This is a genomic window from Streptomyces sp. NK15101 (assembly GCF_020400725.1).
Lineage (GTDB): Bacteria > Actinomycetota > Actinomycetes > Streptomycetales > Streptomycetaceae > Streptomyces.
Window position 1 is genome coordinate 37,480 of the sequence record NZ_JAINVG010000014.1, and the last position, 13,444, is coordinate 50,923.

Here is a 13,444-nt window from a genome sequence, read left to right on the forward strand (position 1 = left end):
CATGAGCTCCCCCACTGGGCCTGCTTCCGGCCTGCCTGTACGAATGCCTCGACCCCGCCAGTCCGGGCGGCACCGTCGCCCCGAACCCGCGGCGGCGCCCGAGGGCGCTCCCGCACTGGTTCTGGCCGTGCCCGGCGCGCCGTCCGCCGCCATACGCTCGCTGGCCGAGGAGGTCGTGAGCATCGCGCGCTCCGAGCTGCCCGGCCTGGAGGCCGCGATCGGCTTCCTGGACGGCGACGACACCGAGTACCCCTCGCTCGCGACCGTCCTCGCGGCGACCGAGAGGCTGCGCACCGAGCGGTACGAGCTGGCCCTGGCCGCCGGCCGCGAGGCCACCGCTCCGACGGGTCCGGCCGCGGTCGTCGTCCCGCTGCTCGCGGGTCCGGACAGCGCCCAGATGCGCCAGGTGCGCCAGGCCCTGATGGACGGCGGCAACACCGCCGAGCTGACCGACGTCCTCGGCCCGCACCCGCTGCTCGCCGAGGCGCTGCACGTGCGCCTCTCCGAGGCCGGTCTGGCCCGCGCCGACCGCGCCCGGCTGTTCACGGTCGCGACGGCCGCCGACGGCATCATCCTGGCCACGGTCGGTGGCGAGGAGGCCGTGCAGGCCGCCGGGATCACCGGCATGCTGCTGGCCGCGCGCCTCGCCGTCCCGGTGATGGCCGCCGCCCTCGACCAGGAGGGTTCCATCGCCTCCGTGGCCGAGCAGCTGCGCGCCGCCGGCGCGGAGCAGCTGGCCCTCGCGCCGTACCTGATCGGCCCCGAGCTGGCCGACGGTCTCCTCGACGAGGCGTCGAAGGAGGCCGGGTGCGCCGCCGCCGAGCCGCTGGGCGCCTACCCCGCCATCGGCAAGCTGGTGCTCTCGCAGTACACGGCCGCGCTGGGCATCGCGCCGCAGCAGCCGCAGGGCGCCCCGTCGCTCTGAGGCCCGCCCTCCGAGGCGCCCGGCCTCGCGCCGTACGGAAGGGCCCGCTCCGGATTCCTCCGGTGCGGGCCCTTCGTCGTGTCCTGCGGGCCCGGCGGCTCAGCCGAGGACGACGCAGGAGGCCGCGGGGGCGTCGATCGCGCCCGCGCGCGCCGGGATCCCGGTCTCCGGGTCGAGGGTGAACCAGGTGACGTCCCCGGAGCGCTCGTTCGCCGCGTACAGGCGCCGTCCGGAAGGGTCGAGGGTCAGGTCGCGGGGCCAGGTGCCGCCGCAGGGCACGGTGGCGACGAGAGCGGCCTCGGCGCCGGCCGCCCCGAGGGCGAGCACGGCGAGGGTGTCGGCGCCGCGCACGGCGGCCCAGAGGAAGCGGCCGTCGGGGGCGACGACCACCTCGGAGGGGTGGCAGGGGCCGGTGGTGCCCTCGGGGACGACGGGGGTCTCGCCGAGCGGTTCGAGGACGCCCCGCACTGCGTCCCAGCGGCAGACGGTGAGGGTGGGCTCCAGCTCGTTCAGGACGTACGCGTGCGTGCCGGCCGGATGGAAGGCGAGGTGGCGCGGTCCGGTGCCGGGGCGCAGCGCGGTCTCGCCGTGGAGGGTGAGCTTCCCGGTCGAGGGGTCGAGCGCGCAGATCCGTACGGAGTCGGTGCCGAGGTCCACGCTGACGACCCAGCGGCCGCCGGGGTCGGGGAGCACCTGGTGGGCGTGCGGGCGGCTCTGGCGGTCGGCGACGGGGCCGCTGCCCTCGTGCCGCAGGACCGCGGTGGCGGGGCGGGCGGTGCCGTCCTCGGCCAGGGGCAGGACGGTGACGCTGCCGGAGGTGTAGTTGGCGGTGAGGAGGTGTCCGGCGGCGAGCGCCAGATGGGTGGGGTCCGCGCCGTCGACGGGGACGGGGGCGCCGAGCGGCCGGGGCGCGGGGCCGGTGACGTCGAAGGCGGCGACGGCGCCCGCCCCGGTCTCGGACACGGCGTGGAGCACGGGCCCGGCGAGGGCGAGGAAGGAGGGATCGGCGACGGCGTCGCTGCCGCCGGTGACGGTCAGCGCACCGGTCTCCTCGTCCACGTCGGCGGCGAGGACGCCGCGGCCGCCCGCCGTGGTGAAGGAGCCGATGTACGCCCGTACCCCGCTCCGGCCTCGAACCGTCCCTGTGCCGTCCACGGCGCCTCCCCTGTCCCCGGGCCGGTCGCGGTCGACCGCCCGCCGTCGTCTGGTGGGGCCGACGGTAGCAGGCGGTCTAGACCAAAAGGGGAATCCGGGCCCCCACGGCTCGGTGGTGGGGCCCGGATCCTCAGGAGCGGACGAGCAGGGAGCCCGGGGGCGTGCGCAGCGGCTCGTCCAGCTCGGCGAGGAGCTTCTCCAGACCGCTCACGTGGCCGAGCGCGCGCTGCCCCGCGACGGGGGCGACCGTCTCGGCCACCGGCGCCTCCCGGCCGGCGTCACGGTCGCCGTGCCGCGAGGTCAGCCGCTCCACGGCCGCCTCGACGCGCCAGCAGGCCGCCGCGAGCCGGGCGTCGTGGCTCGCGGCCGGGTCGGACGCCACCGCGGCGAGTCCCCGCACCTCGTCGGCGCACTCGTCGAGGAGGGCGAGGACCCGGCGGGCGCGGGCCTTCCGGCCGCGGAAGGGGCTGAGCGGATGGACCAGCGGCGCGAGGGAGAGCCGCACGCGCCCGAGCAGCAGTTCCAGCTCGGCGGCGTGCGGCGCCGGGTCGGCGTCCGGTTCGCCGGACAGGCGCCGCAGGGAGGCGGAGGTGGCCGCGCGCACGCCCTGCAGGGTCCGCTGGATCCAGGCGTCGTTGATCGCGTGGGTGGTGACCGGGAGGATGAGGAGCACGGCGAGCGCCGCGGAGACCGCGCCGACGGCGGTCTCCTCCAGACGCAGCACGAGCAGCGCCGGGTCGAGCACGCCGAGGAGCCCGTAGAGGAGACCGGCCATCACCGTGACGGCCAGCATCATCCAGCTGTACGAGACGGGCGCCGAGTAGAAGATCCCGAAGACGCAGAGGGCGACCAGGGCGGCCGTGGGGGCGGGGGCGCCGTGGAGCGGTATGGCGACGACCATGCCGACGGCGATGCCGATGACCGTGCCGAGGACCCGGCGGAAGCCCCGTACGAGCGTCTCGCCCCGCGACACCGTGTTCACGAAGATCCACCACGTCGTGCCGACGGCCCAGTACCAGCGGTCCTCGGAGAGCACCTGGCCGATGCCGAGGGCCACGGCGCAGGCGGCCGCGGCCTGCACGGCCTGCCGGGTCGTCACGCGGGAGAGGCCGGAGCCGGGCAGCGGGGCCGGCGCGGCGGCGGGCGGTACGCGGCGCTCCAGCGGCCACAGCACGAAGCGCACCGCGGCGGCGGCCGCCAGGGCGATGCCGATGGCGGCGTAGAGCTCGGGGAGCTGGCCGGGCAGGGCGTGCAGGAACTGGGTGGTGAAGAAGTTCATGAAGGCGAAGATCCCCAGCGCGTGGCCGCGCGGGCCCCAGCGCCGGGCGTAGACGCCGCAGAAGACGACCGCGAGGAACGCCAGGTCGCGCAGCGGGGTCAGGCCGTGCAGGGCGGTGGCCACGGCGAGCACGGGGAACCCGGCGACCGGCAGGAGCAGGGTCGTCACGAACTGGGCGCGCACGGTGGCGTCGGCCACGGTGAACAGCGCGAGCAGCGCGGCGAGGCCGCCGGTGATGGAAGCCGCCAGCGAGAGGCCGGCGAACTCCGCCAGCGCGACGGCGAGCGCGATGCCCAGGACGGCACGCAGCGAGTTCCTCAGTCTGACGCGCCCCGGATCCGGCGCCACGAACATCCTCTTCACGGCGGTGAGCCGCCCCCTTGTCTTGCCTTTCGCCCGCCGCCTGCCGTCCCGGGGTGGTGGGAGCACGCGGACACGACGAAGGCGCCGCGGTCCGGACCGGCCTCGTCGCCGCCCCGGCGCTGCGCGGCGCCGAAAGTACCTGGATATGACAAGGAAACCACCCGCGTGCCGCTGGCTCAACTCATCACGGCTCCACTGGGCCATTGGCCCGGTGGATCGCCCTCCGGCCGGGCCACTCGCAGACCAACGGACCATCCTTCGGTCGCCGTCCCTGATCCCTAGTGCTCGCCCCCGCCCAGTTCGGCCCAGACGGTCTTGCCGGTGTCGGTGTACCGCACGCCCCAGTTGTCCGCGAGGGAGGCGCAGATCAGCAGGCCGCGGCCGCCCTCGTCGACGGCTTTGGCATGGCGGAGGTGGGGCGCGGCCTGGCCGGCGTCGCTCACCTCGCAGGTCAGGATCGGGCCGTCGGCGATGAGGCGGAGGACGACCGGGGCGGCGCCGTGACGGAGGGCGTTGGTGACGAGTTCGCTGGCGACGAGCGTCACCGCGAACGGGTCGGCGGGGTGGTTCCACCGCCGGAGCCGGTCCTCGACGTGGGCCCGCGCCGCCCCCACGGCGGACAGGTCGTACGGGATCTCCCACTCGGCGAGTTCGTCCGGCGGCAGATGGCGGGTGCGGGCGAGCAGCAGGACCCGGTCGGGGGCGAGGAGCCGTTCCACGTCGTCGGCCATCGCCTCCGGGTCGCGGTCCGGGTGGGCGAGGGCGGCCATGAGGTCCTCCGTCCGGGGCTCCTCGCCGCCGGACGCCAGACAGAGGGTGCTGCCCTCGGGCAGGTGGAGCGTCGCGCAGGCGAACGGCGGACCCTCGGCGCCCAGCAGGGGCCCGTCGCCGAGCGGCCGGGTGTCCGCCGTGCCGTCGGGGTGGACGACGACGAGCAGGGAGGCGCCGGCCCGCGCGATGTCGAGCCGCCCGTCGACGGGGTCGTGGACGGCGATCGTGCAGCCGGCGGTGGGGTGGGGGGCGTCGGGGGACGGCGCGTCGGGCGTGCCGCGAGCCGTCGCCTCACCCTCCGCGGCGAGAGCCCCTGCCGCGAGGCCCTCCCCGGCGAAGCCCTCCGCCGCGAGCCGGAGGGTGGTCGCGTGGAGGCGGGCGAGCAGTTCGTGCGGGTCGAGGTCGAGCGTGGTCAGGCTGTGGACCGCGGTCCGCAGCCTGCTCATGGTGGCGACGGCGCCGGGCCCCGGGGACTCCACCTGCCCCACGACGAGGGCCACGCGCGCACTCGACAGGGGGATCACGTCGCACCAGGAGCCGGCGCCGCTGCCGCCGGGCCGGTGACGGCCGGCCACGTCGACGGCGCTCTGGGTGGCCTCCTCCTTGGGCGGCGGCCAGCTCTGCAGGGCCGTCATGACGATGTGCTCACGGGTGTACCGGAGCGCGTTCTCCAGACAGTTCGCGGTACGGGACGCGAGGGCGTCGGCGAGGGCGCGGTCCTCGGGCCCGTACGGCTCCGCGTCGGCGCGGCGCTGGAAGGCGACCGCGCCGAAGATCTGCCCGCGCACGGTCAGCGGCACCACGAGACGCGTCGCCCGCTCGTCGCTCGTAGCCGCCGGAGGGAGCGGACGGGCGGGCGCCGCCGGCTCCCCGTCCCCGAAGATCCCCGGCAGCAGCACGGCACCGGCCTGCGGGCACTCCGGTCCGGTCGCCGAGCCGCCGGTGGCGGTGCAGCGCAGCAGCGGGACCGTGTCCCGGGCCTGGAGGGCCGGGTCCTGCCCGCGGAGGACGGCGTCGGTGAGGGCGACGACGACGAAGTCGGCGAACGCCGGCACGGTCACGTCGACGAGTTCCCGTGCGGTGCGCTCCACGTCGAGACCGGTGCCGATCCGCTCGTGCGCCTCGTGCAGGAGCCGCAGGCGGGCGTGGGCCTGCTCGCGGTCGGTGACGTCGGTGTTCGTCACGACCACGCCGAGCACCCGGCCCGCGTCGTCCTGGAGGCGGTGGACGGAGGCCGAGTAGACGCGCTCGGCGTGCTCGGCGCCGGGCGGGTGACCGGTGACGAGCCGCTCGGTCGTGGAGCGGCCCGTGGCGAGGACCTCGCGCAGGACGGCCTCGTCGACGTGGACGCCGGCGAACGAGGCGTACGCCTCGACGGCGGGCATGCCGAGCAAGCGGTCGGCGGGGATGCCCTGGAGTCCGGCGGCGACGGCGTTCACCCGGACGACGCGCAGGTCCGTGTCGAGTACGTGGAGCCCGATGTCGGACTGGGTGAACACCGCGTCCAGGACGGCGTCGCCCCACGCGGTCTCCGCGCTCCAGGGCTCGGCCGCCCCGGGCGGGGGCGTCCCCGCCGGATCCTGCCCGCCGTCCGTGTCCACTCGTCGTCGCTCCCGCCGGAAGTGTCCGGCCGCGCCTCAGCCGGTCCCGACGAGCCTCTCCCAGATCGCGCCGTCCCGCGAACCGAGCGGCGGGCGGATCGGCGCCCGCCCGGACCCTCTCCGGAGGCAGTACGCGCAGTCGGTGCCGTCGGTCCGGAGGCGGTCGTCCGATCCGTCCGGGCCGCCGTACCGCGACCGGTACCGCCGGCGGCCGTGTCGCGGTCCGCCTCGCGGGGCTCGCGGGGTCGCAGTGGCCCGGCGCGGGTGCGGGACAGGGGCGGGCCGCCACGCTCGGCGCTCGCGGCCGGGGCCTCCGGCGGGCCGTCGTCGGTCTCCGGCGGGGCGCGTACCCGGTGGCCGTCCAGGGCCGCTCGGTCTCCGTGTCCGCGTCGGGGACGGCCGCGGTGGACGTCCGTCGACGCGAGGGGCCGGTGCCGCCCCGCGGGCGAAGCGCCCGGTCCGTCTCCGGGACCTCGTCCTCCGTGCCCTCCGCGCCCTCCGCCTCCTCCGAACAGGGGCTTCTCGGCCACGAGACGGCCGCTGACGGTACGGCCTGCGGTACGGCCGGGGTCCGCCTCGCCCATCCCGCCGGTCCGGCCGGGGCCTCCCGTGTTTCGGCCGCGTGAACAGGTGGTCCCGGACGCGCCCGGGGGCACGGCACCCCCCGGGAGCGTGGGTACAGTCGGAAATCGGACGAGCCGGGGCGAAGGAGGCCGACGGAGCATGGCGGTGGACGAACTCGACACGCGGATCCTGCGGCTGCTGATCGAGCAGCCGAGGACCAGCGTGCGCGAGTACGCGCGGATCCTGGGGGTGGCGCGGGGCACCGTGCAGGCGAGGATCGACCGCCTGGAGCGGGACGGGGTGATCACGGCGACCGGGCCGGTCCTCTCCCCCGCCGCGCTGGGGCACCCGGTGCTCGCCTTCGTGCACGTCGAGGTGACGCAGGGTCATCTGGACGAGGTCGGCGACGCGCTCGCGGGCGTGCCGGAGATCGTGGAGGCCTTCTCCATCACCGGCGGCGGCGACCTCCTGGCCCGGGTGGTGGCGCGGGACGCCGGGCACCTGGAGGACGTCGTCCAGCGGTTGATCCAGCTGCCCGGGGTGGTCCGCACCCGCACCGAGATCGCGCTGCGGGAGCGGGTGGCGCACCGGCTGCTGCCGCTGGTCGAGGCGGTCGGACGGCGGTCGGGCACGGCCTGAGCCGCCCCTCCCCGACGGTCCGTCCCGGTGGGCCGGCGGCTGTCGCGGGCCGGCCCTCCACGCCTTGCAGGTGGGATTCCGTACGGCCTAGCGTGGCCGGCATGCAGTCCTACACCATCGGTCAGGCGGCACGCCTGCTGGGCGTCAGCCCCGACACGGCACGCCGCTGGGCCGACGCGGGCCGGGTCACCACCCACCGCGACGAGAACGGCCGCCGTCTCATCGACGGCCGCGATCTGGCCGCCTTCTCCGTCGAGGTCGGGCAGGGCGCCACCGGCGACGAGGAGGAACCGTACACCTCGGCCCGCAACGCCTTCCCCGGGATCGTGACCGCCGTCAAGCTCGGGGACGTCGCCGCCCAGGTCGAGATCCAGGCCGGCCCGCACCGGATCGTCTCGCTGCTCACCCGGGAGGCGGTGGAGGAGCTGGGCCTCGAGGTCGGCATGCAGGCCACCGCCCGTGTGAAGTCGACCAGCGTGCACATCGACCGGACCTGATCGCCGACGGCCCGGTCCCGAAGGGATATTCGCGAGCGCCGGGCGGGCTCCTGTGGCAGGGTGCGACGGTCCTGTCCCCCTGTGATCCGGAGCGTCCCGTGTCCCTGCCCGAGCGGCTCGTCCCCCTCCTCGACCAGTTCGACTTCGCCCGGCGGCGGCTCACCGACCGGCTGGCGGGACCGTCGATGGACAGCGGCAACGGGACGGACGTCGAGGTCGGTCCGATGACCGACGCGGAGTACCTCTGGGAGCCGGTGCCGGACTGCTGGTCCGTCCGGCGGCACGCCGACGGCCCGGGGCCGCGCGCGACCGTCCTGGTGGGCGCCGGCGAGTGGGGCCGGGACACCACCCCTCCGCCGCACCCCGCGCCGCCGCCGTTCACCACGATCGCCTGGCGGCTGAGCCACCTCTCCGAGATGCTCGCGCTCCGCGCCGACCACACGAACGGCAGCCGCCGCCTGACCCGTGACGACTTCCCCGTCGGCGGGGACGTCGCCACCGCCCTGCCGGCCTTCGACGCGGCCGCGACCGCCTGGCGCGAGGCGCTGCTGTCCGTCGACGACAAGGCGCTCGACACGGTGGGCCACTGCACCTACCCGCACGGCAGCGACCCGGAGAACCCCTTCCTGGAGATCGTCTGGTGGATGAACCAGGAACTCCTGCACCACGGGGCCGAGATCGCCCTCCTCCGCGATCTGTACCGGCTCCGCGCGTAGCGGGGTTCAGCGGATGGTGCGGGCGAGGAGCATCGCCACGTCGTCCTGGGCGGAGCCCGCGAGGAGCCGCCCGAGGACGTCGTCGCACAGCGTGTCCAGCGGCCGGTCCAGGGGCCGCAGCGCCTCGGCGAGCTGCCGCATGCCCTGGTCGAGGTCGCGGTCGCGGGCCTCGATGAGACCGTCCGTGTAGAGGACGAGGAGTCCGCCCTCGGGCAGGACGACCTCCTCCGTACCGAAGTCGTGCGCTCCGGTGCCCAGCGGGGTCCCGGGCGGTCCGTCGAGGAAGGTGATGGTGCCGTCCGGGGTGGCGACGGCCGGCGGCAGGTGGCCGGCGCGGGCGATGACCCAGCCACCGGTCGCCGGGTCGTGGACCGCGTAGACGCAGGTCGCCATCTCGTCCTCGCCCAGGTCGGCCACCACGGCGTCCAGGGAGCTGAGCATGCGGTCCGGCGCGATGTCGTGGCGGGCCAGGGTCCGTACCGCGGTGCGCAGTTGGCCCATGACGGCCGCCGCGTGGATGCCGTGGCCCATGACGTCGCCGATGACGAGACCCGTCCGGCCGCCGGGCAGCGCGATGACGTCGAACCAGTCGCCGCCGACGTCGTGGGAGCTGGCGGGGAGGTAGCGGCCGGTGAGTTCGAGGCCGGTGACGTCGGGGAGGGCGTTGTTGGTGAGGCTGCGCTGCAGGGTGAGGGCGGCCTCCCGCTGGGTGGTGTAGAGGCGGGCGTTGTCGATGTTGAGGGCGGCGCGGGCGACGACCTCGTCGATGAGGACGCAGTCCTGCGCGTCGAAGGGCTCACGGGTCTTCAGCCGGGTCACCGTGACCGCCCCGAGCACCTGTCCCCGGGCCACCAGGGGGACGAGCCGGGCCGAGCCGATGCGGGTGGCGAGGTAGGTGCGCAGGGCCTCGGCGCGCGGATCGGTGAAGAGCGCCGGGATGTCGGACGTGTAGAGGTTCGTGGGGCGTCCGTGCATGACCACCTGCTCGTACACGGAGTCGAGGGGGATCTGGAAGGTCTGGCCCGGGGCGAGGAGGGCCGTGGGCGCGGTCGGGTCGGGGAAGCGGGCCGCGAGCCGCCGCAGCACGCTCCGGGTGGAGTCCGCCGGATCGTCGGGTTCGAGGACGGACTCCAGCATCTGCACGTCGGCCGAGTCGGCGAGCTGGGGCACGAGGAAGCCGACGGCCTCCTCGGCGGTCTGCTTCAGGTCCAGGGTGGTGCCGATCCGGGCGCCGGCCTCGGCGAGCAGGGCGAAGCGCTGGCGGGCGCGCTCGACCTCGATGTGCGCCTCCTGGCTCTCGGTGATGTCGACGAGGGAGGCGATGAGCCCGAGCGGCCGTCGTTCGGTGCGGTCGACGAGCGGGGCGTACGAACAGGACCAGATGTGGTCCCGGTCGGGGTCGGCGGGGGTACGGCCGACCCGGCGGGCGTCCACCACGGCCGTACCGCTCTCCATGACCTGGCGCATGAGCGATTCGAGCCCGGCGGCGTTGACGCCGGGCACCACCTCGGTGAGCCGGTGGCCCACGTGCCGGGCGGCCGGCACTCCGTTCATCCGCGCCAGGGCGTCGTTGACGCGCAGGAAGCGCAGGTCGGGGCCGAGCAGGGCGAGCCCTATGGGCGACTGGGTGAAGAGGCTCTCCATCGCCGCCAGGTTCTCCCGCATCCGCAGGACCTCGGAGGTCTCCACCGCGATGAGCATCGCCCCCGGGCGTCCCTCCGGATCGGTGGCCGGGACGATCCACATCTCCATGGTGACCGTGTGGCCGTCGCGGTGGCGGACGGGCAGCGTGCCGACCATGGTCTCGCCCGACTGGACGCGATCGGTGAGCCGGTCGGCGAGTTCGCGGTTGGCGTCGGGAACGAGGAGCGGGGTCGCGAACCTTCCGAGGACGTGCTCCGGCCGGTGGCCGAGGAGGTCCTGCGCGGCGAGCGACCACTCGACGATGCGGCCCTCGGCGTCCTCCCGCCAGAGGGCGATCGGCAGCAGCTCGCGGAGCACGCCCGCGTCCCCGACGGCCGCCCGGGGCGGCTGCGGGACCCTGCTCGACGACTGATGAGTCTCCAACGCCTCGACCTACGCATCGGCCCGGCCCCGGGGGGCGCAATCCCTACCGAATCACCCTAGCCGAGGAGCCGGGGGCGGGCTCTGCGCAGTGCGGCCGATCGGTAGGGGCCGCTGCCCCCGCCCGGGTCGGGGGACGCCGCGGGTCCGGTGCCGGTGCCAGTGCCGGTGCGGGTGCCGGTGCCGGTGCGGGTGCGGGTGCTAATGACGGGTCGGGTGCGGGCGTGGGCCTGGAAGGCGCGGGCCCGTTCCTCGACGGCCCGCTCCGGGGCCTCAGGGGTGCGAGGACCCCCTTGGGGTTTCAGGGGCGGTCCGGGCCGCTCGGGGCTTCACGGGTGCGGGGCTTCACGGGTGCATCCGGGCCCCCTTGAGGATCTTGTCGACCGCGTTGCGCGGCCCGTACACGGCGAGGCCCGCCAGATCGAGCCGGCCCGTGCCCACGGCCCGTACGGCGGCGCGGTTGTCGCGGTCGTTGCCGGTGGCGAAGAGGTCGGTGGTGAACACCGCCCGGGGCAGCGAGCGGGAGAGGGCGCGGCCGTGCGCGGCGGTCAGCGTCTCCCTGGTCCCCTCGAAGACCAGGACGGGCTGCCGGAACATCGGCAGGTAGGGGGTGTCGTCGGCGTCGGCGTACGGTTCGCCGATCACCTCGGGGAGCTCCGTGCCGAGTCCGCTGACCAGGAAGGCCGTCACGTTCAGCCGCTGCCAGGTCTCCAGGTCCTCGCGCAGCAGCACGGCGATCTTGGTGTCGAAACGTACGGGCGTGTCGTCGGTCGTCGTCATGCTCCGAGACTGCCGCCGGCCCCGCCGCGCGGTCTTGTACATTCCTTGCATGGTGGCCCGCACGTGACCCGGCAGCAGGTTTCGGCGTGGCGCCCGCGCGTACCGGGCGTCGTGGAGGTGTTCCACGCCCGTTTCACCGAGCACGCGTACCCGATGCACGTGCACGACGTGTGGACCCTGCTCATCGTCGACGACGGCGCGGTCCGCTACGACCTCGACCGGCACGAGCGCGGCACTCCCGGCGACACGGTGTCCCTGCTCCCGCCGCAGGTCCCGCACAACGGCTCGCCCGCCACCTCCGACGGCTTCCGTAAACGGGTCCTGTACCTGGACCTGACCCAGCTGGACGAGAGCTTCATCGGTCCGGCGGTCGACGCGCCCGACCTGGTCGACCCGCTGCTGCGGCGCCGCGTCGGGCAGCTGCACACCGCGCTCGCGGAGCCGGGGGGCGAACTGGAGGCGCAGAGCCGCCTCGCCCTCATCGGCGAGCGGCTGCGCGGCCATCTGCGGCCCCGGCTCGTCACGCCCGCGCGCGAAGCCGGTCCCGGCGTGGCGCACGGCCTGCGGGAGCTCCTCGACGCGCGTCTCGTCGAGGGCGTGACCCTGGACGAGGCCGCCCGGCAGCTCCACGCCCACCCCGCTCATCTCGTACGGGCGTTCAGCGGCGCCTTCGGCATCGCACCGCACCAGTACCTGACGGCCCGTCGGATCGACCGGGCCCGTCGCCTGCTGCTCGACGGGCGGCCGCCGGTCGAGGTGGCGGCCGCGACCGGGTTCTGCGACCAGTCGCACCTGAACCGTTCGTTCAAGCGGATCGTGGGCACCACCCCGGGGCGCTTCGCCCGGACGCGCGGGGGCCCGTCGCCGCTCTCGTGAGCGAGCGGCGGACGCCGGGCCCGCGTGCCGCGCGGGCCGGGCCCGCGGTGCTCGACGGACTGCGCGAGGCCCGCACCGGGTCCCGTACCGGTCCGGATCCTGCCCGGGACGCCCCGGGGCGGCATCGAGGCGGTCCGGCTCGGGAACCCCTACCCGCCCCGCCACGTTATACCCCCCAAGGGTATACAGAGGAGAGGTTCCGTGACCACGAGAAGACTGACCGCGCTCGCCCCCGAACAGGCACCCGGCCGCGCCCGCGAGCTGCTGACCGACATCGTCGAACGACACGGCTCCGCCGGCGAGATGGTGTCCACGATGGCGCACTCGCCCGCGCTGCTCGACGGCTATCTCAGCCTCTCGCGCGCCATGAAGCGGGTGAAGATCCCCCGCGCCCTGAGCGAGAAGCTGTCCCTCGCCGTCCAGGAGTGGATCGGCTGCGGCACCTGCCGCGAGGCGCACCAAGAGGCCGGGCGCGCGGCGGGACTGACCGAGGCCGACGTCGAACTCGCCCGCCAGGGCACGTCGACCGACCCTCGCGAGGCCGCCCTCATCGGCCTCGCCCTGCGGGTCCTCGCCGAACCGGGTTCGCTCTCGGACGAGGACGTCGCCGAGGTGCGGGCGCACGGCTGGAGCGACCGGGTGATCGCCGAAGTGGTCGGCGTGGTCACCCTCAACCTGCTCACCGGTGCCTTCAACCTCCTCGCGGGCATCCAGCCGCGGCGCGAGGACTGACGGACGGTCCCGGCCGGCGTCCTCGCGGCTCCCCCGGGCGGCTCACGGAGCCGCCTCCCCGGGGGGCCGGGCCCGTCCGGCGGCCCCGCGGCCGGCGCGGGGTTCCGCCTGGTCCGCGAACACGCCGGAGAGGATCGTGCGGGCGACCCGCAGGAGCTCCGCGACCTGCGGGCTCGTCAGCGCGTAGTACACGGCCGTGCCCTCGCGCCGGGCGACGACCAGGTCGGCCCGGCGCAGCACGGCCAACTGCTGCGAGAGGTAAGCCGCTTCGACGCCGATGTCGCGCAGCATCTCGGCGACCCCGTGCTCACGCTCGCTGAGCAGCTCCAGGACCCGGATGCGGACGGGATGTCCCAGCGTCTTGAAGAACTCCGCCTTCCGTCGGTAGAGGGGCGTCCTCATCGCACCCACCCCGCGCCTCGCGTCGACCCGGCACTCTGCACCATGCCCCCATCCTCGCCCCTGCGGGCGGCGAGCGGTGC

12 protein-coding genes are annotated in these 13,444 nt (G+C 75.4%); 6 read left to right on the forward strand and 6 right to left on the reverse strand.

Annotated elements, in window-relative coordinates; all coding sequences use genetic code 11:
- The first annotated feature begins 1 nt into the window (after position 1).
- On the forward strand, positions 2–925 hold the full coding sequence (locus K7G60_RS10730; RefSeq protein ID WP_225800594.1) for a sirohydrochlorin chelatase: 924 nt from the start codon (positions 2–4) through the stop codon (positions 923–925).
- 99 nt (positions 926–1,024) lie between these two features.
- Here K7G60_RS10730 and K7G60_RS10735 read toward each other — a convergent pair whose 3' ends face one another.
- The 3 genes from K7G60_RS10735 to K7G60_RS10745 all read right to left on the reverse strand — a co-directional run bounded on the left by K7G60_RS10735 (position 1,025) and on the right by K7G60_RS10745 (position 6,094).
- Positions 1,025–2,080: a lactonase family protein gene (locus K7G60_RS10735; RefSeq protein ID WP_225800595.1), complete on the reverse strand. Its 1,056-nt coding sequence runs from the start codon at positions 2,078–2,080 to the stop codon at positions 1,025–1,027.
- Positions 2,081–2,210: 130 nt separating this feature from the next.
- A complete protein-coding gene (locus K7G60_RS10740) occupies positions 2,211–3,713 on the reverse strand; it encodes an FUSC family protein (protein ID WP_225800668.1) in 1,503 nt (500 codons plus the stop codon).
- Between the two features lie 287 nt (positions 3,714–4,000).
- Positions 4,001–6,094, reverse strand: a complete 2,094-nt coding sequence (locus K7G60_RS10745; RefSeq protein ID WP_225800596.1) for a SpoIIE family protein phosphatase — start codon at positions 6,092–6,094, stop codon at positions 4,001–4,003.
- Positions 6,095–6,817: 723 nt separating this feature from the next.
- Here K7G60_RS10745 and K7G60_RS10750 point away from each other — a divergent pair.
- From K7G60_RS10750 to K7G60_RS10760, 3 genes are all read left to right on the forward strand, one after another.
- Positions 6,818–7,297, forward strand: coding sequence for an Lrp/AsnC family transcriptional regulator (locus tag K7G60_RS10750; RefSeq protein ID WP_225800597.1), 480 nt, complete (start codon positions 6,818–6,820; stop codon positions 7,295–7,297).
- A 101-nt stretch (positions 7,298–7,398) separates the two neighbouring features.
- A complete protein-coding gene (locus tag K7G60_RS10755) occupies positions 7,399–7,794 on the forward strand; it encodes a molybdopterin-binding protein (protein ID WP_225800598.1) in 396 nt (131 codons plus the stop codon).
- A 98-nt stretch (positions 7,795–7,892) separates the two neighbouring features.
- Positions 7,893–8,510 (forward strand): DinB family protein, encoded by a 618-nt coding sequence (locus tag K7G60_RS10760; RefSeq protein ID WP_225800599.1) that lies wholly within the window; start codon positions 7,893–7,895, stop codon positions 8,508–8,510.
- A 6-nt stretch (positions 8,511–8,516) separates the two neighbouring features.
- On the opposite strand, the gene K7G60_RS10765 is transcribed toward K7G60_RS10760, so the two are convergent.
- Together K7G60_RS10765 and K7G60_RS10770 are read right to left on the reverse strand one after the other, a co-directional pair.
- Entirely contained in the window at positions 8,517–10,577 is a 2,061-nt protein-coding gene (locus K7G60_RS10765; RefSeq protein ID WP_225800600.1) for a SpoIIE family protein phosphatase, read from the reverse strand.
- A 342-nt stretch (positions 10,578–10,919) separates the two neighbouring features.
- Positions 10,920–11,405, reverse strand: a complete 486-nt coding sequence (locus K7G60_RS10770; protein WP_374115620.1) for a DUF2000 family protein — start codon at positions 11,403–11,405, stop codon at positions 10,920–10,922.
- Between the two features lie 12 nt (positions 11,406–11,417).
- Between K7G60_RS10770 and K7G60_RS10775 the strand changes: the two genes are divergently transcribed.
- Both K7G60_RS10775 and K7G60_RS10780 read left to right on the forward strand, forming a co-directional pair.
- A complete protein-coding gene (locus tag K7G60_RS10775; protein WP_225800602.1) occupies positions 11,418–12,230 on the forward strand; it encodes an AraC family transcriptional regulator in 813 nt (270 codons plus the stop codon).
- Positions 12,231–12,431: 201 nt separating this feature from the next.
- On the forward strand, positions 12,432–12,962 hold the full coding sequence (locus K7G60_RS10780) for a carboxymuconolactone decarboxylase family protein (protein ID WP_225800603.1): 531 nt from the start codon (positions 12,432–12,434) through the stop codon (positions 12,960–12,962).
- Between the two features lie 42 nt (positions 12,963–13,004).
- On the opposite strand, the gene K7G60_RS10785 is transcribed toward K7G60_RS10780, so the two are convergent.
- Positions 13,005–13,364, reverse strand: coding sequence for a helix-turn-helix transcriptional regulator (locus tag K7G60_RS10785; RefSeq protein ID WP_225800604.1), 360 nt, complete (start codon positions 13,362–13,364; stop codon positions 13,005–13,007).
- Positions 13,365–13,444 lie beyond the last annotated feature (80 nt).